At 65.2% G+C, this 22,616-nt stretch carries 21 protein-coding genes; 12 read left to right on the top strand and 9 right to left on the bottom strand.

All coding sequences use genetic code 11. The features are described 5' to 3' along the window. Window positions 1–9 precede the first annotated feature (9 nt). A complete protein-coding gene (locus QCE88_RS33305) occupies window positions 10–1,536 on the bottom strand; it encodes an AMP nucleosidase (RefSeq protein WP_309909613.1) in 1,527 nt (508 codons plus the stop codon). Window positions 1,537–1,755: 219 nt separating this feature from the next. Here QCE88_RS33305 and QCE88_RS33300 point away from each other — a divergent pair, with 219 nt between their 5' ends. From QCE88_RS33300 to QCE88_RS33290, 3 genes are all read left to right on the top strand, one after another. After that, window positions 1,756–2,166 (top strand): hypothetical protein, encoded by a 411-nt coding sequence (locus QCE88_RS33300; RefSeq protein WP_309909611.1) that lies wholly within the window; start codon window positions 1,756–1,758, stop codon window positions 2,164–2,166. A gap of 125 nt (window positions 2,167–2,291) precedes the next feature. After that, window positions 2,292–3,263 (top strand): homoserine kinase, encoded by a 972-nt coding sequence (locus QCE88_RS33295; RefSeq protein ID WP_309909610.1) that lies wholly within the window; start codon window positions 2,292–2,294, stop codon window positions 3,261–3,263. A gap of 8 nt (window positions 3,264–3,271) precedes the next feature. After that, window positions 3,272–4,093, top strand: coding sequence for a BPSS1780 family membrane protein (locus QCE88_RS33290; RefSeq protein WP_309909609.1), 822 nt, complete (start codon window positions 3,272–3,274; stop codon window positions 4,091–4,093). A 111-nt stretch (window positions 4,094–4,204) separates the two neighbouring features. Here the strand turns inward: QCE88_RS33290 and QCE88_RS33285 are convergent, their stop codons facing one another. Together QCE88_RS33285 and QCE88_RS33280 are read right to left on the bottom strand one after the other, a co-directional pair. After that, window positions 4,205–4,378, bottom strand: coding sequence for a DUF3563 family protein (locus QCE88_RS33285; protein ID WP_309909607.1), 174 nt, complete (start codon window positions 4,376–4,378; stop codon window positions 4,205–4,207). A 129-nt stretch (window positions 4,379–4,507) separates the two neighbouring features. After that, on the bottom strand, window positions 4,508–5,674 hold the full coding sequence (locus QCE88_RS33280) for a PHB depolymerase family esterase (protein ID WP_309909605.1): 1,167 nt from the start codon (window positions 5,672–5,674) through the stop codon (window positions 4,508–4,510). Window positions 5,675–5,996: 322 nt separating this feature from the next. On the opposite strand from QCE88_RS33280, the gene QCE88_RS33275 reads away from it, so the two are divergent. Then, entirely contained in the window at window positions 5,997–6,683 is a 687-nt protein-coding gene (locus QCE88_RS33275; RefSeq protein ID WP_309909604.1) for a phosphatase PAP2 family protein, read from the top strand. 21 nt (window positions 6,684–6,704) lie between these two features. Here the strand turns inward: QCE88_RS33275 and QCE88_RS33270 are convergent, their stop codons facing one another. Both QCE88_RS33270 and QCE88_RS33265 read right to left on the bottom strand, forming a co-directional pair. Continuing rightward, complete coding sequence (locus tag QCE88_RS33270) at window positions 6,705–7,529, bottom strand: TOBE domain-containing protein (RefSeq protein WP_309909603.1); 825 nt, start codon at window positions 7,527–7,529, stop codon at window positions 6,705–6,707. A gap of 56 nt (window positions 7,530–7,585) precedes the next feature. Further along, window positions 7,586–9,049 (bottom strand): CHAD domain-containing protein, encoded by a 1,464-nt coding sequence (locus QCE88_RS33265; RefSeq protein ID WP_309909602.1) that lies wholly within the window; start codon window positions 9,047–9,049, stop codon window positions 7,586–7,588. A 197-nt stretch (window positions 9,050–9,246) separates the two neighbouring features. On the opposite strand from QCE88_RS33265, the gene QCE88_RS33260 reads away from it, so the two are divergent. Both QCE88_RS33260 and QCE88_RS33255 read left to right on the top strand, forming a co-directional pair. Continuing rightward, window positions 9,247–10,833, top strand: coding sequence for an inorganic phosphate transporter (locus tag QCE88_RS33260; protein WP_309909600.1), 1,587 nt, complete (start codon window positions 9,247–9,249; stop codon window positions 10,831–10,833). A gap of 324 nt (window positions 10,834–11,157) precedes the next feature. After that, the gene (locus QCE88_RS33255; RefSeq protein ID WP_309838823.1) at window positions 11,158–11,316 is read left to right on the top strand and encodes a DUF3309 family protein; all 159 of its coding nucleotides are present in this window, start codon (window positions 11,158–11,160) and stop codon (window positions 11,314–11,316) included. 105 nt (window positions 11,317–11,421) lie between these two features. On the opposite strand, the gene QCE88_RS33250 is transcribed toward QCE88_RS33255, so the two are convergent. Together QCE88_RS33250 and QCE88_RS33245 are read right to left on the bottom strand one after the other, a co-directional pair. Beyond that, window positions 11,422–11,730, bottom strand: a complete 309-nt coding sequence (locus QCE88_RS33250; RefSeq protein WP_309909599.1) for a hypothetical protein — start codon at window positions 11,728–11,730, stop codon at window positions 11,422–11,424. Beyond that, a complete protein-coding gene (locus QCE88_RS33245) occupies window positions 11,727–11,972 on the bottom strand; it encodes a hypothetical protein (protein ID WP_309909598.1) in 246 nt (81 codons plus the stop codon). The genes QCE88_RS33250 and QCE88_RS33245 overlap by 4 nt, the downstream gene beginning before the upstream one ends. A gap of 276 nt (window positions 11,973–12,248) precedes the next feature. On the opposite strand from QCE88_RS33245, the gene QCE88_RS33240 reads away from it, so the two are divergent. From QCE88_RS33240 to QCE88_RS33230, 3 genes are all read left to right on the top strand, one after another. Next, on the top strand, window positions 12,249–12,521 hold the full coding sequence (locus tag QCE88_RS33240; RefSeq protein ID WP_309909597.1) for a DUF2866 domain-containing protein: 273 nt from the start codon (window positions 12,249–12,251) through the stop codon (window positions 12,519–12,521). Window positions 12,522–12,614: 93 nt separating this feature from the next. Then, window positions 12,615–13,052, top strand: a complete 438-nt coding sequence (locus tag QCE88_RS33235) for an MbcA/ParS/Xre antitoxin family protein (protein WP_309909596.1) — start codon at window positions 12,615–12,617, stop codon at window positions 13,050–13,052. Beyond that, entirely contained in the window at window positions 13,052–13,783 is a 732-nt protein-coding gene (locus QCE88_RS33230; RefSeq protein WP_309909594.1) for an RES family NAD+ phosphorylase, read from the top strand. The genes QCE88_RS33235 and QCE88_RS33230 overlap by 1 nt, the downstream gene beginning before the upstream one ends. A gap of 21 nt (window positions 13,784–13,804) precedes the next feature. On the opposite strand, the gene QCE88_RS33225 is transcribed toward QCE88_RS33230, so the two are convergent. Both QCE88_RS33225 and QCE88_RS33220 read right to left on the bottom strand, forming a co-directional pair. Continuing rightward, a complete protein-coding gene (locus QCE88_RS33225) occupies window positions 13,805–15,124 on the bottom strand; it encodes a DNA topoisomerase IB (RefSeq protein WP_309909592.1) in 1,320 nt (439 codons plus the stop codon). A gap of 84 nt (window positions 15,125–15,208) precedes the next feature. Next, entirely contained in the window at window positions 15,209–15,946 is a 738-nt protein-coding gene (locus QCE88_RS33220) for a metallophosphoesterase (protein ID WP_309909591.1), read from the bottom strand. Window positions 15,947–16,083: 137 nt separating this feature from the next. Between QCE88_RS33220 and QCE88_RS33215 the strand changes: the two genes are divergently transcribed. The 3 genes from QCE88_RS33215 to QCE88_RS33205 all read left to right on the top strand — a co-directional run bounded on the left by QCE88_RS33215 (window position 16,084) and on the right by QCE88_RS33205 (window position 22,564). Continuing rightward, window positions 16,084–16,755 carry a DUF1345 domain-containing protein gene (locus tag QCE88_RS33215; protein WP_309909590.1) on the top strand — a complete coding sequence of 224 codons (672 nt, stop codon included), beginning with the start codon at window positions 16,084–16,086 and terminating at the stop codon, window positions 16,753–16,755. Window positions 16,756–17,083: 328 nt separating this feature from the next. Continuing rightward, window positions 17,084–18,760: a glycogen synthase GlgA gene (glgA, locus tag QCE88_RS33210; RefSeq protein WP_309909589.1), complete on the top strand. Its 1,677-nt coding sequence runs from the start codon at window positions 17,084–17,086 to the stop codon at window positions 18,758–18,760. A gap of 399 nt (window positions 18,761–19,159) precedes the next feature. Further along, the gene (locus QCE88_RS33205; protein ID WP_309909587.1) at window positions 19,160–22,564 is read left to right on the top strand and encodes a maltotransferase domain-containing protein; all 3,405 of its coding nucleotides are present in this window, start codon (window positions 19,160–19,162) and stop codon (window positions 22,562–22,564) included. The last annotated feature ends 52 nt before the right edge of the window (window positions 22,565–22,616 follow it).

Here is a 22,616-nt window from a genome sequence, read left to right as displayed (position 1 = left end):
GCTTCTGACTTACTGGAACGCCACTTCGGCGAAGCTGCGCAGCTTGCGGCTGTGCAATTGCGACAGCCCGTTCATGCGCAGCAACTCCATCGCCTTCACGCCGATCTGCAAATGCTGGTCCACCTGCGCGCGATAGAACTGGTCGGCCATGCCGGGCAGCTTCAGTTCGCCATGCAGCGGCTTGTCCGACACGCATAACAACGTCCCGTACGGCACGCGAAAGCGAAAGCCGTTGGCGGCGATCGTCGCACTTTCCATGTCGAGCGCCACCGCCCGGCTCTGTGACAGCCGCCGTACCGGTTCGCGATGATCGCGCAGTTCCCAGTTGCGGTTATCCACGCTCGCCACCGTGCCCGTGCGCATCACGCGCTTCAAGTCGGTGCCTTCGAGCCGCGTCACCTGCGCGACCGCCTTTTCCAGCGCCACCTGCACTTCGGCCAGCGCCGGCACCGGCACCCACAGCGGCAGGTCGTCATCGAGCACGTGATCTTCGCGCACGTAACCGTGGGCGAGCACGTAGTCGCCGAGCCGCTGCGTATTGCGCAGCCCTGCGCAATGTCCGAGCATGATCCACGCATGCGGGCGCAGCACCGCGATATGGTCCGTGATCGTCTTCGCGTTCGACGGTCCCACGCCGATGTTCACCATCGTGATGCCGCTGCCGTCCGCGCGCTTCAGGTGATACGCGGGCATCTGCGGCAGGCGCGCGGGCGACGTGCCCTCCTCGGGCTGTTCGCCGAGGTTCGCGTTATACGTGACCACGTCGCCGGGTTCGACGAACGATGAATACTCGCTGCGATAGGCGCGCGTGGCTTCGTCGTCGGCACGGGACATCATCGTGCGGCCGAGCTTTACGAATTCGTCGATATAGAACTGGTAGTTCGTGTACAGCACGTAGTTCTGGAAATGCGTCGGCGAGGTCGCGGTGTAGTGGCGCAGCCGGTGCAGCGAGAAGTCCACGCGCGCCCCCGTGAACAACGCGAGCGGATGGGGCTCGCCAGGACCCGGCTCGAAGGTGCCGTTGACGATGCGGTCGTCGAGCAGCGCGAGGTCCGGTGTATCGAAGATATTGCGCATCGCGAGCAGGCGGTCGCGGTCCAGGTCGCCTTCGAGATGAATGCCTTCCGCGAAAGCGAAGTGAATAGGGATCGGTTGCGCCGACACGCCCACTTCAATGCCCACGTGATGATTCTTCGCGAGCAGGCGCAACTGCTCACGGTAATAATCGCCGAACAGGTCGGGACGCGTGAGCGTCGTTTCATAAATGCCCGGGCCGGCGACGAAACCATACGAACGGCGCGAATCGATCTGCGTGTTCAACTCGGTCCGCACGCGCACGAACGGATAGCACGCGCGCACGCGATGCGTGAACTGCTCGTTGCGTCGATAGCGCGCGAATGCGTCGCGCAGGAATGCGGTGTTGGCTTCATAGATCGCGGAAAGCCGCGTGACGGCCGCGACAGGATCTTCGAAGGATTCGGTCGGGAAGTCGTTGGCAGGCGTGCCCTGGGTGCTTTGAGTCCGGTCGTTTGTCATGATCTTGTGTCTTTTTTTCGATGCCCTCGATGAATCGACATTAACACGGAAGAATGCCCGGACCGTGAAGCCCCTGATCGCGGGAGTGCGTGCGATCACACCGCACCACAGTGTTTTTTCGGCGCCACGTCGAAATGCTGAAAACCAGCGCACAATAAGGCGTTCCACTGATTCGGCAAGGCTTTTTGCTAGAATCCGGCCATCGCCTGGAGAACCATCATGAAGCTGCACCTTTGCGCCGCCGTTGCGGCAGTCCTCGCCGCCGCAAGCCTCGGCGCAGTTGCGCAGCCAGCGCCGCAAGCCGCTCAAATCGAGCCGCAACCCGCTACACAGAAAATGTCGCCGGAAGAAGCAGCAGGGCTTCCGGACCTGAAGGCCATCAACCGTCCGCCGGCCAACGTCAGCTCGAAAGTCGAAATCTCGCCGCCGCGCACGCCGAGCTATCACGAACTGAGCACGAACGGCACTGAAATCACCGAGTTCCGCGACAAGGGCAAGCCTGTCGAGATCGACGTGCGTTCCAACTTCGGCACGCGTTACCAGATGAGCTCGCCCGCCGATACCTCGCCGCAAGTGCGCGACAACGGCAAGGCCAGCACCCGCCTGCCATCGATCAACCTGCGTTACTGATCTTTCCTGATCGCGCCGGACTCGCTTTGACAGCGGGTCGCGGCCTCGCGGCGCGGCGTCCGACAGGCCGCGCCGATCTTCACAGGCCCGCTCCGGGCCGTCCAACCTGACCGACGCTTCCCTGCATGGCCGTCTTTACCCCCGTCACCCACGCCGAGCTCGGCGACTGGCTGCAAGACTACGATCTCGGCGATGTCGTCGAATTGCGCGGCATCCAGTCCGGTATCGAAAACAGCAACTTCTTTCTCACCACCACGCGCGGCGAATTCGTGCTGACGATCTTCGAGAATCTGAGCGCCACGCAGTTGCCGTTCTATCTCGATCTGATGCGTCATCTGGCCTCGCATCGCGTGCCCGTGCCCGATCCGATGCCGCGCCGTGACGGCACGCTGTTCGGCATGCTGCATGGCAAGCCCGCTTCGGTGGTCACGAAACTGGAAGGCGCGCCTGAACTTGCGCCGACGCCCGCGCATTGCATCGAGGTCGGGCAGATGCTTGCGCGCCTGCATCTTGCCGGACGCGATTTCCCGCAGCATCAGCCGAATCTGCGCAGCCTGTCCTGGTGGCAGGAGAAGGCGCCGTCGATCGTCGAATTCCTGAGCCACGAGCAGCGCGAGCTGTTCGAGGGCGAGCTGGCCTGGCAGACGGCGTTCTTCGGCTCGGCGGATTACGCTGGACTGCCCGAAGGCCCGTGTCATTGCGATCTGTTCCGCGACAACGTGCTGTTCGCGCCGGGGCTCGAACACGCGCGCCTCGGCGGTTTCTTCGACTTCTATTTCGCGGGCGTCGACAAATGGCTGTTCGATGTCGCCGTGACCGTCAACGACTGGTGTACGGATCTCGCAACGGGTGTGCTGGATGCCGCGCGTGTCGATGCGTTGCTGCGCGCGTATCAGACCGTGCGGCCGTTCACGCCCGCTGAAGAGCGTCACTGGAACGACATGCTGCGCGCAGGCGCGATGCGCTTCTGGGTGTCGCGCCTGCATGATTTTCATCGGCCGCGTGAAGCGCAAATGCTGAACGCTCACGATCCTGGTCATTTCGAACGCATCCTGCGCGCGCGCGTCCAAGCCGCTGCCCCATCCGCACAAGGCTGATTCTCTCTATGCGACTGATCGAAGTTCCCGCCAAGACTGGCTACGTGTGGTTCCGCCAGGGTCTCTGGCTGTTTCGCCGCAACCCTTTTGCGTTTCTCACGGTGTTCTTCGCGTATTTGTTCGTAATGACGCTGATCTCGCGCGTGCCGCTGATCGGGCCGGTGCTGCCGCTCGTGTTCATTCCGGGCGTGGCGGTCGGCTTCATGGCGGCGTGCCGCAACACGATTGCAGGCAAACCCGTCTGGCCGACCGTGCTCGTCGACGGGTTCCGCTCGTATGGGAGCGTCGTTGCGCGCAGGCTGCTGGCGCTCGGCGCGTTGTATGTGGTGGCGATGGCCGTGATCTTCGCGGTGTCGGCACTGGTGGACGGCGGCACGCTGCTGAACCTCATGATGGGCGACACACCCGCCGGCGATCCGGAAACCGTCGCGGCCAGCTTCAGTCCGCTTGCCGTGCTCGTCGCCCTGGCGTGCTACATCCCGTTCGCGATGCTGTTCTGGTTCGCGCCGATTCTCGTCGCATGGCACGACGTGCCGCCTGCGAAAGCGTTGTTCTTCAGCCTGGTGTCGTGCTGGCGCAACCGTGGCGCGTTCGTCTACTACGGCGTGTTGTGGATTGCGATTGCGCTCGCGGTGTCGTTCGGCCTCACCGCGTTGATGCAGGCGCTCGGCGCCGGGCAGGAGATGGCGCTGGCGGTACTGATGCCGGCGTCGATACTGGTTACGACCGCGCTGTATTGCTCGTTCTACGCCACGTATCGCGGCTGCTTCGGCGTGCAGTCGCCGGATACGCCGGATATCCCGGACGCCTCCGACACCCCGAAGGTCTAGAACGCCACGCGCAAGAATTCGAGACAAAAAGAAGCCGGCTCAAGCAATTGAGCCGGCTTCTTTGTTTGTTGCTGCCGGACGATGATCCGGCGTACGACTCAAGTCAGAGACTTAGTTCGCCATCCACGACGGGTGACGCGTCTTGACTCGCTGATCCAGCTTCTTCATACGATATTCGAGATCGTAGACGTCCGTGGCTTCGGCGAGATAGGCGTCGTCGCGCTCGCGGTCGCGCTGGTCGGCAGACTTGGTCAGGAACAGGAAAATACGGCTGAGCAGGAACATGGTGGGCCTCGCTGGGATACTAGGGTTACTACCTATGAAGCGATTATAGGGTAATCCCTGATCCAGCGCCAGCCCCGAACAAAATAAATCGCTGATCTAAAACACAATTTTGCGACACTTCGACGCCCATCAGGCCACGCGAGCCTTGCTGGTGGCCTCGCCGGAGCGCCGCTGGTGCTTGAAAAATTCCCATATCACAGCGGATGAATCCGGCCCCTTGGACGAATGGAAGGCCACCGTGTCGTCCCCGCCGGCCCATGCGTGGCCGAGTCCGCGCACGATCGACGTCTTCACGACCCGCCGGCCGTTCTTGATGTAATCGCTGACCACGCCGTCGGCGAGTTTTTCCTCGCGGACTTCGCCCGCGCGACGATGGCCTTCCGCATCGATAAAACCGTTGAGCCGCAGGAACTGCCGGGTAAGCTGCTCGGCATTCGCGGCCGTCACGACGGAATCCAGCTCGCCATGCACGATGATCGCCGGCATGCCGGGGTACGCGCGCACGTCGACGGCGGCATCGATCAAGGCGACCGGGTCCGTACGGCTGCCGCGGCGCATGACATCCATTGCGCCGATAGCCGAATGCGCCTCGCCGAACACGACGCCGGAATGCAGCCCGACCGCCGCGAATGTCTGCGGATGGCGGATGGCGAGCAGCGCGGCGAGCCCCGCCCCGGCCGACATCCCGGCCACGTAGACGCGCTCTTCATCGAGATCGTGTTCCGCGACGATCGCCTTGACGAGCGAGATCACGGAAGCCGCCTCGCCGCCACCGCCGCCGCCCGAGTCGTCGTACCAGTGCCAGCAGCGATGCGCATGCTCGTGCTTGGATTGCTCCGGATACAGCACCGCGAAGCCGTACTTGTCGGCGAGGAGATTGATGCGCGTGCCTTGCGCGAACTCGTCCGCGTTCTGCTGGCAGCCGTGCAGCATGACAACGAGCGGCATCGGCTCAGCGCTTTCGTTCGGCGGCAGATACAGCGCGTACGACAGATGATTCACGAGACGACCGGCCGAAGTCGGCGGCGCCGAGTGATAGGAGCGCGCCCACTTTCCGCGCGCCCAGGCCGACGCGCGCGGTCGCACACGCGACTCGCGTACGGCCGGGCGCGCGCCGGCACGCGGCGACGACGCCTTGGCGCTCGCGCCGGACTGGAGTTTCGTCTTGACGGTTTTCGCCCGCGTGGGCTTGGCCTTGGGTTTGGCCCGGGGCTTGGGCGCGTGAACCGCTTCCGCGTGGCTGGCGACCAGGCGTCTCAAGCCGCGCAGCCAGAGCTTGGTAAGGCTTTTCGACATTCGGCTGGGTCCTCCGCAAACTGGCAATCGAACGGCGCGAGCAGGAAATCCGCGCCGGGTTGTGCAATGCACAATAACACCTTTTGCTCGCGCGATCGCTCGTCCTCGCGTGACATATCGGTATGAATTAACGGCAATTCAACAAAATAGCGAAAATTAAACGTAAGTTACGCGATGTAACGAGCCGGCCCGCTTCGCGTTGGCACATAATTGCGTCTGACAGGAGACAGTTATACTGCTGAAGATTGGCCTGCCCCTTTGCGTCCTGGCCGTGCAGGACGCTGGTTACCGCGCTGCAGCAACCCCTATTCCCAAGCCATCAATGACCCTGGAGCTTCCCGTTTCCGTCTGGTACTGGATCACCGCGCTCGGCAGCGTCGGCGTGATGGGCCCGGTCGCGCTGATCATTGCGGCGTGGCTCGCGCTCGGCTATCGCTGGACCTATGCGGGCGCATGGCTCGCGCTGCTCGGCGTGGCAAGCGGCCTCGTCGCGCTGAGCAAGATTGCGTTCATTGGCTGGGGAATCGGCATGCGCAACCTCGACTTCACCGGCATCAGCGGACATGCGCTCATGTCCACGTCGGTGCTGCCGGTGGCCGTCTTCGTCGCGCTGCTGCCCGCGCGGGGGCCGCTGCGGGCGCTCGGCGTTGCCGTTGGATTGCTGCTGGGACTGGCCGTGGGCGTGTCGCGCGTGGTGCTCGATGCCCATTCGGTGTCGGAGGTCGTTGCGGGTTGCGCGCTCGGCGCCGTGGTTGCGCTGGCTTTCGTGCGTTTCGCGTGGCGCGCCGAGCCCGGCAAGCTGGCGCCGATGCCCGTGGCCGCAAGTTTCGCTGCGGTCGTCATCGCGTTGCACGGCGTGCCGGTGCCGACGCAGCACTGGATCACCGAGATCGCCCTGGGTTTGTCGGGCCATGCACGGCCCTATGTGCGAGCCAGCTGGAAGGTCAAACGTCCGCGCGCGCCGGAGCATCGCACGGAGGTTCAGGCGGCGGATCCAGACGCCGCCTGAAATTGAGTCGATAGAACAGGCTCAGTCGTTCACGCCGATGATCACGCTCGACGCCTTGATCACCGCCACCGCCTTCTGACCTTGCGCGAGTCCGAGCGTGTCGGCGCTCTGGTTGGTGATGATCGCCGTGACGGTGGTGCCGCCGTCGAGCGTCAGCGACACTTCCGCGTTCACCGCGCCTTTCGTCACGTTGCTGACGGTGCCGCGCAGCTGATTGCGGGCCGAGAGCTTCGCGCTCGTGTCTTCCATCAGCATCACCCACGATGCCTTGATCAGCGCGAAGGCGTCGCTGCCTTCCTTCAGGCCGAGCGCCTGCGTGCTTTCGTGCGTCACGACCGCGACGATGATCTGGCCGCCCGGCAGGCCAAGTTCGATTTCGTCGTTGACGGCACCGCGCGTGACCTTGGTCACCTTGCCTGCCAGTTGATTGCGTGCGCTTGTTTTCATCCCCAGTCTCCCGATCAGTTGCCAGTCATGGGCAAAGCCGGCGATCGCCGCGCCCGCCCGTTGCAGAAATTTGCGATGCTCGCGCTCCACCACGCGATACGTCTCGATGAGACGCAGCGCCGCCGGCGTGAGCGTCGTACCGCCGCCGCCCCGGCCGCCGCTCGACGTGGTCACGAGCGGCTCGCCGGCGAGGTTGTTCATCGTATCGACGGCGTCCCACGCCGCCTTGTAGCTCATGCCGATCCGCTTGGCGGCGGCGGTGATCGACCCGGCATCGCGGATCGCGGCGAGCAACGCAATGCGCGACGCGCCGCCGAGCGTTTCCGTCCCGTTCGTCAGCCACACGGAACCGCCGAGTTCCAGCGACTCGCGCCGCGCGAGCGGTTCGTCAGCCTTCATGCATCGTCTCCAGAGGTCGCGCCATGACTGAAACCGAAACAATCCGGCGTGTCGCATTATAGCGACGCCTTCAGCCGCGGACGACGCAGCGCACGCAGCAAACGTTCGCCTTCCTGCGCGTCGGCGCGCGCCGCAGCCGCGCTCCACGCGCGCGCGAAACCGCGCTGATAATCGGTGGCTTCGGGCAGCGCGGCGAGCCGGTCGGCGGCGACGGCGGCATCGTTGGCTTCGCCCAGCGCGGACTGGAGTTGCCCCAGCAGCGCGCCGGCGTGCTTGCGGGTTCGGGAGGACAGAATTGAGCGGAAGAACTCCAGCGCGTAGCGCAGCCGGTGCCGCTCCTGCGCCGGAAGCCGGACGAGATCGGGCACGCCGGCGAGACGGCGATAGTCCTTGCGGATCCGCCTCGCCGCGAACGCGACGAAGCTCGCCGGGGCGGCATCCTCTTGCACCGCGAAGCGCGCGAGCCATTCGATGAAGGCCAGCGCAAGCCGCGCATGCCGCTTCGACGCCAGCGCATCGCGCAGTCTTTCGCGCGCGTCCTGCCGCCGCGTGTGCGCCGCCGCGATGAGCGCTTGCCAGCGGGCGGGATCATCGTCAGCAGCGGCGTAGGCCAGCAGCGTCTTGCCGGCGAAGACGTCCCAGTCGCGCGCTTCGGCGAGCAACTCGCCGAACCAGGCGAGATCAGGGGCGATGTGCGTGCGCCGGGTCTCGTCGATATCGTCGCGGAACAGCTTCAGCAGCGTCTTCAGCCGCCGCTGCGCGACGCGCAGTTGATGCACGTGCTCGTCGCCGAGACCGTGGCGCGCGGCGGCTTCGTTGCCGAACCACTGCCCGGCCACCGACGCCGCCATCGTGACGAAGGCCGTTCGCCGCGTCGCCGAAGGAGGCACGTCGAGGCTGGCCGCGTGAACCGGATCGGTGTTGAAGGCGGACGTCGCGCCGGACGCCATGACGAACGGCGTTGCGTCGATGACCGCGCCCGCCAGTCTGAACAGCGCATCCAGCGAACCGTCCACGGCGGGCGCGGCCAGACGCAGTTCCGGATGGCCGTCGGCGGCGGTGTCGAGCGACGCGCGCAGGAACACGCCGTCCATGTCGATGCGCCACTCGATGCGCTCGATTTCACGACCGTCGCAGGCCACCGGCACTTCCTGGGCCGCAAACCCGATCACGCGATGCGCCTTCGCCAGCGGCACGCGCAGGGCGGCTTCGGCTTCGGCAAATTCGCGCAGCGATGCGCCGAGATCATCACCCGCCGGTCGCGCGAAACGCCGGTAGCGCGCGAAGCCGGGCAGCGCCGGTTCTTCCATCTGGATCGCATGCAGCGTGCGCGCGCCGTCCCGCGTCTCGACCATGAGCCGCCAGTCCGGCGCTTTCAGCCGAATCTCGCGCACGTGGAGCAGCGCGCGCGCGGATGGATGCCCGGCGAATGCCGCAAGCCGCGCAAGCACCACTGTCAGCGCAGCCGTCCCGTTCCCTGGCTGGGCCGCCTGCAACGCGATTTCGATCCACATCGTCATGGTGTCTCCCGCGCGCGCTTGCGCCGCCGTTCAGATCATATGAATCCACGATTGATCCGCGATTGGTGCGTGTTTCATGAAATCGACACATGGCGGGTGAAACATCACCGATTGTGCTTTGCAACGCACCCATCCGCCGTTTCCCTATTTGCCGCCCACTCGCGCATCGCGCGCAAGCCCAGCCTCAAGGACGCGACATGAATCAGGTTGTCTTTCCCCAAACCCAGGAAGGCCGCTCTCCCGGCCAGCGCTACGCCCTGCTGATCTTTCTGCTGGTGATCGCGGCAGGTGTCGTCTATTGCGTGATGCATCTGCTCGACGATCTCGCGCCGGTGCGGGAATCGTCGGTACTTCCGTATGTCCTGCTTGGCGTCGCGCTGCTGATCGCGCTCGGCTTCGAATTCGTCAATGGCTTCCATGACACGGCCAATGCCGTCGCCACCGTCATCTACACCCACTCGCTGACGCCCAATCTGGCCGTCGTCTGGTCCGGCATGTGGAACTTCATCGGCGTGCTGGTTTCGAGCGGCGCGGTGGCCTTCGGCATTCTGCAACTGCTGCCGGTCGAACTCATCATCGGCGTCGGCAGTTCGCAGGGCTTCGCCATGGTGTTCGCGCTGCTGATCGCCGCGATCATCTGGAATCTCGGCACCTGGGCGCTCGGCCTGCCGTCGTCGAGCTCGCATACGCTGATCGGTTCCGTGATCGGCGTCGGCCTGATGAACCAGATGCTGCACGGCACGACCGGCACGTCGGGCGTCGACTGGAGCCAGGCGTTGTCGGTCGGCAAGTCGCTGCTGTTCTCGCCGATCGTCGGCTTCGTGCTCGCGGGCTTTCTGCTGTACGTGCTGAAACTCGTCGTGCGCGTGCCGTCGCTCTACAAGGAGCCGGAAAAGAACGCGCCGCCGCCGTTCTGGATCCGCTGCCTGCTGATCCTGACCTGCACGGGCGTCTCGTTCGCGCACGGCTCCAACGACGGCCAGAAAGGCATGGGCCTCATCATGCTGATCCTCATCGGCACCGTGCCGACCGCCTATGCGCTCAACAAGGCCGTGACGGCCAACGAAACGCAGACCTTCCTCGCCGTGAGCCACAGCGCCGCCGAGGCGTTGCAGCGCTACAGCAACGGCGTCGCGCCCGCCGCCGATGCGCGCGCTCAGGTCGAGAAGTTCGTTCAGACGAAGACCTTAGCACCGGATTCCGTGGCCTCGCTCAAAAGCCTCGTCGACTCGATCGAATCGCAGGTTCGCCCGAGTCAGACCATGGCCGATCTGCCGCAAGGCAACGTCCGCAACGTGCGCAACGAGATGTATGTCGCGTCCGAGGCGCTGCGCATCATGGAGAAGCAGAAGACGCCTGCGTTCTCGCAACCCGACCTCTCGACCCTCGACAACTACAAGAAGCAGCTCGATCACGCGACCAAGTTCATCCCGACGTGGGTGAAGGTGGCTGTGGCGGTGGCGCTGGGACTCGGCACCATGGTCGGCTGGAAACGCATTGTCGTGACGGTGGGCGAGCGCATCGGCAAGACCCATCTGACGTATGGCCAGGGCGCATCGGCGGAACTCGTCGCGATGCTGACCATTGGTGCCGCCGATGCCTACGGCCTTCCGGTCAGCACAACGCACGTGCTTTCGTCGGGTGTTGCCGGCACGATGGCCGCGAATGGCTCCGGCCTGCAATGGCGTACGGTGCGCAGTCTCGCGCTCGCGTGGATCCTGACGCTGCCGGTATCCATCGCGCTCGCGGGCGCCCTGTTCTGGGCCTTCCGCGGCATCTTCTGAAGCGCGGCCTGAACGCCTGAATGGCGGGAGCGCGACGAACCGCGCTCCCGCTCATTTGAAAGTTTTGCGTTTCCTTTAGCGTTCGCTCGTCTTTTTGACAATCCGCCTGTGCCGGCGGGTGCCCTGGGAAATGGCTGAAGCCTTGTAGCAATTGGGTTTCGAACTGACTGGCACAGCCATTGCTCCACACTCCTCGTCGATCGCACCTCGGACCGGACGGCAGTCAAGTTCCGCCGCCCCGGCGCACTGTGCTGCAAGGCAGTTGGGAGGCCGCGCCGGGTGTCGATTCGTCAAATCGCGATCAATTAACAAGGAGACGTCAAAATGACGATCGGAACCATCCTGCTGATCATCCTGATCCTGATTCTGGTCGGCGCCATTCCGTCCTGGCCGCATAGCCGCAGTTGGGGTTACGGGCCGAGCGGTATTGTCGGCGTCGTGTTGATCGTGGTGATCGTGCTCTTGCTGATGGGACGGCTGTGACGTCCCGCGCGCCCGTGCGGCATTGAACGGGTCGCGACTTGCGCAAATGAGAAGGGGCGCCCGACTGGGCGCCCCTTCTCATTTCTTCGAACCCGTCGCGCAATGTCAGACGCGCATGACCTGCCCGTTCGGCTCGATCTTGCGTGGAATCATGGGTTCGGACTGTTTGGGAGACGTCGTCTTCGGCGGTGCCGTGACGGCGGGCGCTTCGATCGCAGCCTTATCGGCTACCTGTTTCACCGCCGGCGCGCTCTTGCGCTTTTTCTTCGCGGCGACCTGGCTGCCCGTGCGTGCCTTCGACTTGCCCTTCACGGCTTGCGCCTCGGGCGGATTCCAGACTTCCGTGTAACGCTCGGCGGCAAACAGCGACGACGAACCGAAGACCAGCAGAAGAATGAGCAATGCGCGCTTCAAAGGTTTTGCTCCAACGGTAAGTGGCCCGCTCTGCGCGAGAGGATGGCGTCGAGCGAGCGCTCGGAGGTGTCGAGTTCGTGTAACGCGGCGTCCAGCCGACCGATTGAACTTGCGGCGGACTGGCCGCCTGCTTCGGGACCGGGCTCGCCTCGCGTGGCGTCGAATGCTGCGTGGACAGCCCGCGTCGCGCGCATGAAACGTTCGAGTGCGGCGGCTTCGGGCGAATCGCTGGGTCGATTCATCGGCAAGCTCCTGTTACGAACAAGCTGTACGAATATACAGTAATCGACCAGCACGGCAAACCCGTCAAAGCCGGCGTGGTGAAAATACCGCAACCCTCTTGACCCGCCCCGCCGACGTCATTTTGCACGCTCCCGGTGACATTTCGACGCGCCCTGCGACCGGCCATCTCGAAATTAAGTCGCGCTTAATTCTGGGCCGACACACTTCATGCGCGATCCGGCTCCGCTGGCGCCGTCTGCATGACGGCCCGAGCCGCCCACGATGAGGAATGTGCCATGCCCGCCAACACCACTGCGCGCCCGTCTTTCGCCAATCTCGCTCCGACGCTGCGCAAAAAGCACGCGCTCGCGTTGCGCCGCTGTCGCTTGTCCGCGCCGGTCGAGCGGCTGTTCGGTCCGGCGTACCGAACGGTCGAATGGGAGGACAAGAACGATCCGCGCGTCCAGTGCCGCATCTTTCCCGCCGACTGCACGTCCAAGCAGATCGCCGAAGCGTTGCGAGGGCACGTGCCAGGCCGCCGCTATGGGTCCGGTGATGAAGACGCGTGATCCGTCGCGCCGAGCACGAAAGTTCATGCATCGCTTGAATTAATCCACATATGGACTATTATTGTCATCAAGTTCTTTTAGAGACTTGATGACATGTCCCATGCCGCACGCGCCCATTCGGCGGCGACAGGCCACACGCCGCCGCCCCCGCCGCTGCTTACAGGTGATCTCTCCGCCGCTGGCCTGCGCGCCTTTTTCAATATTGCCCGGGACTGGTCGCTAACGGCCGAAGAGCAGATCGTCCTGCTCGGTTCGCCCGGCCGCTCCACCTATTTCAAATGGAAGAACGCGCCTGAAACGGCGCGGCTCGAACGCGACAAGCTCGAACGCCTGTCGCTCATTCTCGGCATCTACAAGGCGCTGCAAATCCTGCTGCCGGACCCCGGCGCCGCCGACACGTGGATTCGCCGCCCCAACAGCGCGCCGCCCTTCGGCGGCAAGCCGGCGCTCGACCGCATGCTGGCCGGCAACATCAGCGACCTGCTTGCCGTACGGCAATACCTCGATGCCATGCGAGGCGGATGGGCGTGATGGGCATCGAATTCGGCAAGAACCCGTCCGACTGGCGGGAACGCTGGCCACATGGCCTGCTCGACTGGTCGCCTGCGTATCGCGTGATTCCCACTCGCTTTCCCGCTGTGAACCTGTTCGACCGCGTGGCGTCGCCGCACGATTTTGAAGCGTTGTACGCACTCGAGGCGATGACCAACGACCGCCTGCGGACCGAACTCGGCGAACTGGATCTCGTGCCGCAGGACGAGCGCTGCTTCGGGCCGGGCTGCGGGCCGATCATGGCCGCGTTCACGCATCTGAATCCCAACGGCAGCCGCTTCTCCGACGGACACTACGGCGTGTTCTACTGCGCCCGCGACCGGCAGACAGCCATCGAGGAAACGCGTTATCACTCGAGCGTGTTCCTGCGCGCCACGAACGAAGCGCCGACACGGCAGCAGATGCGCCTCTATTCGGTCACGGCGTACGGTGAAGTGGTCGATCTACGTGGGGATGCCATCGCGCGGAATGGGCTGGACGCGCGTCTGCTCGATCCCGTCGATTACAGCGCAGGCCGCGCGCTCGGCCGTGCGGCCCGCGCAGCGGGCGCGGCGGGGATTGCGTATCCGTCGGTGCGCGACCCGCAGGGCGAGTGCCTTGCAGCCCTGCGCACGACGATGCTGCGCGACTGCCACCATGCGGCCTATCTCGAATACAACTGGAACGGCCACGCGGTCGACTACGTCTTCGAGCTGAATCAGGTCGGCTGAACGCCCGCCTGTCAACGCCCGTCAGCGGATGGCGAGCGCCGTGGACGAACGCGTCCGCGCGATCTTCTTCGACGCCGGCCGCGCCGCCTTGGGCGCCGGCTTCTTCGCGACTTGCTCCAGCGCCTGCGCCGCCGCGCGCTTGCCACTGGCCTTCAACGCACCGGCGCGCGCCTTGCGGCTGGATGCGTCGAGCAGATTGGTGAGACGTGCATCGCTCGGCTCGGCGCCCTTGCGAGGCTTGCGCGCCGCTTCGCGGGCGCGGCGCTTCGCGTCCAGTTCGAGAAAGATGGCAAGCGCGGCCTCGTCGGTCTTGAGTCCATGGCGACGGCTTGCCGGCATCGATTCAGCGAGTTCGCCCGCCTCGAAAGCCTCGATCACCGCCGGATGCACATAGCACTTGCGGCACACCGCCGGGGTATTGCGCAGCAACTGGGACACCTCCTTGATCGTGCCGACGATGTGCTTGCGCGCCTCCGTCACCGTGTCCCACTTGAGCCTGCGCAGCGCCGCGAGCGCGAACACACTGCCGGCCCACGTGCGATAGTCCTTCGCGGTGAAGTCGGCGCCGGTGATCTCGTGCAGATAGTCATTGATGTCGGATGAGCTGACCGCATGACGCTCGCCATCGGCATCGAGATACTGGAACAGGTCCTGCCCAGGCAGATCCATGCAGCGCTTGATGATGCGTGCAAGCCGTACGTCGCTCACCGAGACATCGTGCTCGATGCCGCTCTTGCCGCGAAACCGGAAGCGCAGCGTACCCGCCGAGAGCTTTAAATGACGTTTGCGCAGCGTCGTCAGGCCGTAGGAGCGGTTCTCGCGCGCGTATTCTTCGCTGCCGACGCGGATCAGCGTCGTATCCAGCAGCCGCACGACCGTCGCGAGCACCTTGTTGCGCGGCATGCCGTCCAGCGCCAGATCGCGCGTCACGCGCGCCCGCAGCTTCGGCAGCACCGCGCTGAACGCCAGCATGCGCTCGTACTTGGTGGCGTCGCGGGTCTCGCGCCATTGCGGGTGATAGCGATACTGCTTGCGTCCGCGCGCATCGCGGCCAGTGGCCTGCAAATGACCGCGCGCATCGGGACAGATCCAGACGTCGGTATAGGCGGGCGGAATCGCGAGGGCGTTGATGCGGCGCACCTCGGCTTCGTCGTCGATACGTTTGCCCAGCGTATTGAAGAACGCGAACGCGCCGTCGATCCATTCGCGCGTATAGCCGCGCCGTGAGTCGTCCATGTAGCGCAGGCCCGGCGGCAGATCTTCCGGGCAACCCTGCACGCCGCCGGCCGGCACGTCGCTCGCGCCGCCGCCCGCTTCACCGTTTCGTCCGATTCTCGCCACCGTGTGCCTCGCCTGTTTTTCGTTCGACTGATGGCAAGACATCGAGCAACGGCCGTGCCGGGCGCGCCGGCCGCTACGATGGCATCAAGGCAGCGCGAGTGTGCGGGCGCCTTCGGACGCGGCCCAGCGCTCCTTCACCGACCAGCGTTCGTCGGTGCCGGCCTGCACGATGGTCAGCCGCCCTTCCGACGCAAACGCGCCCGTGTCGATGAAAATCTGCGAGCCGATCTGCTTGATCGCGCGCATCGGCGTGTGGCCGCAATAGGTGGGCGACAGCCCGCGCTGCTGTCCCGGGTCCGCCTGGCCGAGCGCGAGACCGCGGCCCCACAGCATCTCGTTGCGGACGTCGTCGGAGTAATCGGCGGTGTCGAGGTCGGCGTCGCTGCCGAAGAACTCCGCGTGCAGCACGTTGAAGCGCCGCGCGCCCTCGCCGACGATCCGCACCAGCGGCAATTTCGCGAGCCGCACGGCGAGTTCGCCAAGCTGATCGTCGCCGAGCGTCTCGGCCCATGCGCCGCCGATCGCATACCACGCCTGCCTTCGCATCGCGCCGGTGGCCACGGCGATCAGCGAATCCTCGTGATTGCCGAGCACCGGATAGAACCACGGCTTGTCGATCAGATCGACCGCCGCGAGCGAGTCCGTGCCGCGATCAACCAGGTCACCGACGGAGAACAGACGGTCACGTGCGCCGTCGAAGTGGATCTCGTGCAGCAGATAGCGCAGCGCATCGACGCAGCCATGCAGGTCGCCGACCACGAAATCGCGGCCCACGTTGTTGGCGGGGTGTCGGCAGACGACAGGATAGGTAGGACCATTCATGCGTCGATCTTAGCGCCGGTGGATGACAGCGTGTGAGGGCTTGCTCGCTTTCGGAGTCGAATGGTGCATGCGCGCGCTGTTTGAAAGCCGCATAGGCAATAATCGCCGCATCGCGCGCATCCGTCTGGACTTAGTGCATGCCAAATAACAAGCAAAAAAACGTCCTCCCGTCCGTGTTGCGCAACCGTCCGCGGCTGCTCATCGGGCTGATGGTCGGCTGCGTGGTCGCCGCGCTGGTGCCCGCGCATTTCCGTCCGACCGCACGCGCCTTGATCGGCTGGGACACGGCCGTGTGGCTGTATCTCGTGCTGATCTGGCTGCAGATGGCCACCGCCGGCCAGAGCGACGTGCAGGCGCTGGCCGAGCGCGAGGACGAAAACGCGGCGATGGTGCTGATGATCGTCAGCGTGGCGGCGCTGGCAAGCATCGTGGCGATTGTCGTCGAACTGGCGGCCGCGAAGAGTCTCGGCGTCAAGGCGCTGCCGAACTACCTGCTCACCGGCGCCACCATGCTCGGCGCCTGGTTCCTGATCCCGACGATGTTCACCCTGCATTACGCGCGGCATTTTTATCAGTCGCCCGACAACGAACCCGCGCTGCGCTTCCCCGACAAGCACCTGAAGCCCGGCTACTGGGACTTCCTTTACTTCTCCTTCACCATCGCGGTCGCCTCGCAGACCGCCGATATCGCGCTCGGCTCGACCGCTGCGCGCCGCAGCGCGCTCGCGCAATCGGTGCTGTCGTTCTTCTTCAACCTCGCGGTGCTGGGGCTCTCGATCAACATCGCGGCGAGCCTGGTCGGCGGCTAAAGACGGCTGAAGCCGGAACGCAGCGCCTCATCACGCCGCTGTCACGCGGCCTCCTCACACTCGCTGAGTGCGCGTGTAAAAACGCGGCGCGCGCCGCTGTCAGTTTTACACGCGAAGCCGACGCCGTTGCGCACCGCACCCGATAAGCGCGCTCGGACGCTCTTGTCGAACGAAAGGCGGACTTTCCCGTGCTGCACCGCACATAGACCGTGAGCGGGTGGCACAGCGATTGCTGCATTGCGCCAGCCATCCCCAATAAGCATGTCCCGATCAGCACTCGCCGGCGCGGCGCATTGACCGCGCGTTCCTCTCGCTCAGGAGCCCCATTTTGCCTTTGAACGTTCTGCTGGTCGCCTCTGAAGCCGTCCCGCTCGCCAAGACCGGCGGACTCGGCGACATGGTCAGCGCCTATGCTGCCGCGCTGCGCCAGGCCGGCGTCGATGCCACCATCCTGCTGCCCGCCTATCCGAACGCGATCGCGCAGGTTGAAGGGCTCACCAAGGTCGGCACGCTTGCCGACCTGCCCGGCGGCGACGCCGATTTGCTGCGGGGCCGCATGCCCGACACCGGCGTGCCCGTGCTGCTGCTGCGTTGCGACACGCTGTACGCGCGCACGGGCCTCTACCAGGACGCTCAAGGCCGCGACTACACGGACAACGCCGTGCGTTTTGCGACGCTCTCGGCGGCGGCCGTGCGAATCGCACAAGGCGTGCGCAACGTGAAGCGGCCGGACATCGTGCATGCGCATGACTGGCACACCGGCCTCACGCCGCTGTTGATGAAGGCCGCGGGCGTGCACGCAAAGAGCGTTTTCACGATCCACAATCTCGCATTCCAGGGCAACTATGCGCTCTCGCTTGGTGCGTCGCTGGGCGTGCCGGACAAATGGCTCGTACACGCGCTGAGCGACCCGCAGAGCATCGAGTTCTACGGCGCATTGAGTCTGATGAAAGCGGGCATCGTCCACGCGGATCGCGTGACGACCGTCTCCGAAAACTACGCACGCGAAATCCTGACGCCGCGTTTCGGTCATCTGATGGAAGGCGTGCTGCAAAGCTGCGCCGACAAGCTATCGGGCGTGGTGAACGGCATCGATGAACACGTATGGAATCCGGCCACGGATCCGACCATCGAGCGCAACTATTCCTTCGACGACATGCGCGGCAAGCATGCCTGCAAGCGCGCGCTGCAACGCAAGTTCGGCCTGCCCGTCGATCCTTTCGCGCCGGTGATGGCAATCGGCAGCCGCATGACCAGCCAGAAGCTCGCCGATGTCGTGCTCGAAGCGCTGCCGCGTCTGCTGGCACAGCATCCGCGTCTGCAACTGGCAGTGATCGGCAAGGGCGAAGCGCATATCGAAGCGGGTTTCCGCAAGCTGGCGCAGGAATGGCCGGATCGCGTCGGCGTGACGATTGGCTATGACGAACGGCGCGCGCACGCGCTGCACGCCGGCGCCGACATCCTGCTGCACGGCAGCCGCTTCGAGCCGTGCGGCCTGACGCAGATGTATGCGATGCGCTATGGCACGCTGCCGATCGCGTCGCGCGTGGGCGGTCTCGCCGACACGATCGTCGATGCGGCGCAGAACGCCGACGTCATTGCCCCGAATGTGCTGCATCCGTCCGTGTATCTGCGCGACGGCACGCACGACCAGCCCATCGCGCACGCCCCCGTACCGCGGGCCGCGGACGCGCCTACGGGCTTCCTCTTCGACGGCGAACGTGCCGACGACATTCTCCACGCCGCCGCCCGCGCGCTCGACGCCTACATGCGTCCGCAAGTGTGGCGCGCGCTGCAGCGCAACGCGATGTCATGCGATTTCGGATGGAACGAAGCCGTCGCGACGATGGTCGCACTGTACGCCGGCGTGAGCGAGGCCCGGCCGAGCCGGACAGCGCTGCGGCCGCGCCGTGCCGCCGAGGCCGTGTGCCCGCCGGTAGCCGTGCCGGCGCAGGACACGCGTGCACTCGCTGCTGACAAGACACTTGTCGCGCGCAGTGCGTGAGCGCGACGCCTGCACTTGCTCCATAGTAGTGCCCTGATGCAGAGCTGACCCGGCCGGTGTGCCGGGCGCGGCACGCAACGTGCTCCCTCCCCGAGCGATGTTCCTGGGGCATCCGTTCGGGATCGACTGCCGGGACGCGTGGCGCGCCGCGAGCGCGAATTGCGCCCGGCGCACGGTGTATCGCGTGACTGTATTGCGTGATCCAAGCAGGGCGAACAGGCCGATGTCGATACTCGACCCGTCACGCGCCTGTCGTCCGCACGCGAGCAGCAGTGCGCCATGCGCCGGAACGTGCGGACCGGCTCTTCAGCCGTTTGGCCCTTGAGCTGGCCCGTGAGCGCGATCGCGATCGAAGTCCGCATCCCCGCCACCGCAGGACGACTCTGGAAAATACGAACGATGGAAAACCATCAAGCTCATCATGCGTACGCGCCGCGAATCTACTTCATCGATCCCCTGCTCGTCGGCCCGCTTGCCAAGTGGTCGGCCCAGTTCGAGCACGCGGCCTCGCTCGGCTTCGATCACGTCCTGATCGGCTCGCCGTTCGTGCCCGGCAGCAACGGGCATCGCGAGGCCGTTGCCGATCATCACCGGCTGCACCCCGTGTTCGAGTTCGCCGGCAGCTCGGCTGAAGGTCTGGGCCAGCTCGCCGCCGCCGCGAAGAAGCACGAACTCACGCTGCTGGTCGATATCGTGATCGACCGCGTCAGCGCCGAAGGCGGCCTGTATCAGGACAACAAGCATTGGTTCCAGCCGTTCGAAAGCGCCGATGCGCGTCTCGATCCGCGCATGCCGCCGCGCAAGCGCGACGTCGCTTCAGCCGACTTCTCGAATGGTGAAGCCGCGGACCGCCTGACCGAATGGTGGGCGCGTGAGCTGAACCAGATCTCCGATGCAGGCGTCGGCGGCTTTCGTTTCGATGCGCCGCACGCCGTGCCCGCGCACGTGTGGCGGCGCCTCGGCGCGGCGGTCCGCGAAAAGCATCCGGAGTCGCGCTGGCTTGCGTGGACGGTCGGCGTCACGCGTCACGACCTGCACGGCCTCTCCGATGCCGCCTTCGACGCCGTGTTCACCTCGACCCGCTGGTGGGACTTCAAGAGCGCCTGGCTGTTCGACGAACATGCGGCACTCGCGCGCATCGCGTCGCCGGTCGCGTTTCCGGAAGATCCGTTCGGCACGCGCTTCATCGGCGACCTGACCGATACCAGCGACACCGCGCTGCTCGAACGCGCCTACACGCGCGTGCTCGACACCGCCGCCGCGCTCGGCACGGGCTGGATGGTGCCGATGGGCTTCGAATACGGCATCGGCCTGCCGTTGTCGCCGCAGTATGGCGTCGCGGCTGAGTACGCGCGCGCGACGAGCGAGAAGCGCATCGACCTGACGGCGCGCATCCGCCGCGCCAATGACCTGCAACGCAACGTGGCCACGCTGTCGAGCGTCGGCGAACTGCGCTCGCTGACCGGCGCGGGCACGCCCTACGCCGCGCTGATCCGTGCCGACGGCGGCGATCTGCGGCGCAGCGAAGGCGCCGTGCTGGCGGTGTTCAACCCCGATCTCGTCGCGCCGGTGCAGGTGGATACGCTGCATCTGCTCGAATCGGTGCCGGGCAATTACACGCGTTTCGCGCCGATCGACGATACGCTCGGCCAGGCTGAACGCCTCGCGCCGTTCACGCTGCACGCGGGCGAAGTGCGCCTGTTCCGCGCTGAAGCCGAGCCCTTCATCCTGCTCGCGCAACCGCAGGTCAAGCGCGGTGCGAAGGCCGCTGACAAGAAATCGGTGGCCGAGGCCATCGCCGCGCCGCGCGTGTCGATCGAAAGCGTCACGCCTTCGGTCGATCACGGACGCTTCCCGGCGAAGCGCATTGTCGGCGAGGCGCTGGAAGTGCAGGCCGCGATCTTCGCCGAAGGTCACGACAAGATCGCCGCCTCGGTGCAATGGCGCGCCGCCGATGAAACCGACTGGCACGAAGCGCCGATGACCGCCGTGCAGCCCGCCGGCCTCGACTTGTGGAGCGCGCGCATTCCGCTGGAACGCGTGGGCCGTCACGAGTTCGTCGTGATGGCGTGGCGCGACGACTACGCGTCGCTGGTCGATCACATGCAGAAGAAGCTGAAGGCCGGGCAGACTGTAGAACTCGAAGTGGAGGAAGCGAAGCATCTGTTCGCGCTGATCCTCGCTGAAGTCAAGACCGCCGACGACGCCGACTCCAATAGCGCGCCGCTCGACGCCATCGTCAAGGAATTCACCAAGGCCAACGACGCGCGCAAGCTGGAACTGGTGCTTGCACCCGCGACCGCGAAGGCCGTGGCGGCGGCGCGGCACCGGCCGTTCCTGTCGCGCGATCCGGTGGTGTATCGCGTGGACGCCGAACGCGCCGCCGCGCGCTTCGCGAGCTGGTACGAGATCTTTCCGCGTTCGATGAGCGACGACGTGAACCGTCACGGCACGTTCATCGACGTGATCGGCAAGCTGCCGCGCATCCGCGAGATGGGCTTCGACGTGCTCTACTTTCCGCCGATCCATCCGATCGGCGTGGCGAACCGCAAGGGCAAGAACAACACGCTGACGGCCGAGCCGGGCGACGTGGGCAGTCCGTATGCCATCGGCGGCAAGGAAGGCGGACACACGGCGGTGCATCCGGAACTCGGCAATCTCGATGACTTCAAGCGCATGCTCGAAGCCGCGCATGAACATGGTCTGGAGATCGCGCTCGACTTCGCGGTGCAATGCTCGCCCGATCATCCGTGGCTGAAGGAGCATCCGACGTGGTTCGCATGGCGTCCGGACGGCACGCTGCGTTACGCGGAGAACCCGCCGAAGAAGTATCAGGACATCGTGAACCCGGACTTCTATGCACAGGACGCGAAGCCTGAGCTGTGGACTTCGCTGCGCGACGTGTTCCTGCACTGGATCGACGCGGGCGTGCGCATTTTCCGCATCGACAATCCGCACACCAAGCCCTTCCCGTTCTGGGAATGGGTGATCGGCGACGTCCGCGCGCGCCATCCCGACGTGATCTTCCTCGCGGAAGCCTTCACACGGCCGCGCGTGATGAACCGGTTGGCGAAGCTCGGCTTCTCGCAGTCGTACACGTACTTCACGTGGCGCGAGAGCAAGCGCGACTTCATCGAGTACATGCACGACCTCACGCAGACCGATGCAAAGGAATTCTTCCGTCCGAACTTCTTCGTGAACACGCCGGACATCAACCCGCGCTTCCTGCAAAGCTCGGGACGGCCGGGCTTTGTGATCCGCGCGGCGCTGGCCGCCACCTTGTCCGGCCTGTGGGGCGTGTACAGCGGCTTCGAACTGTGCGAGTCCGCCGCGCTGCCGAACAGCGAGGAGTATCTGAACTCCGAGAAGTACGAGCTGCGTGCGTGGGACTGGAACCGGCCCGGCAACATCGTCACCGAGATTACGGCGTTGAATCGCATCCGCCGCGCGAACCCCGCGTTGCAGTCGCATCTCGGCATCAACTTTTTGCCTGCGCATAACGACAACATCCTGTTCTTCGAGAAGGCAAACGCGGCGCGCGACAACGTCGTGCTGGTCGCGATCAATCTCGATCCATTCAACGAACAGGGTGCGGACATCGAACTGCCGTGGCAGACCCTCGAAGCCTGGGGCGTGCGCGAATGGGACGCCGTGAGCGTGGAAGACCAGGTGACGGGGGAACGTTTTGAATGGCGCGGTCGGCGTCAGCACGTGCGGCTCAATCCGCATTCGCTGCCGTTCGCGATATGGCGCATCGCGCCGACCTGGGGCCTGCCGAAACCTCAGCCGGACACGGCGGCATGAACCCGTAAGGCACAGACAGCAGCAGCGAGAGAGCACACCAGAAACAAGGGCG

The organism is Caballeronia sp. LZ035 (assembly GCF_031451175.1).
Taxonomy (GTDB): Bacteria; Pseudomonadota; Gammaproteobacteria; order Burkholderiales; family Burkholderiaceae; genus Caballeronia.
Note: the sequence above shows the minus strand (reverse complement) of the source record. Positions and strands in the feature narration are given on the sequence as shown.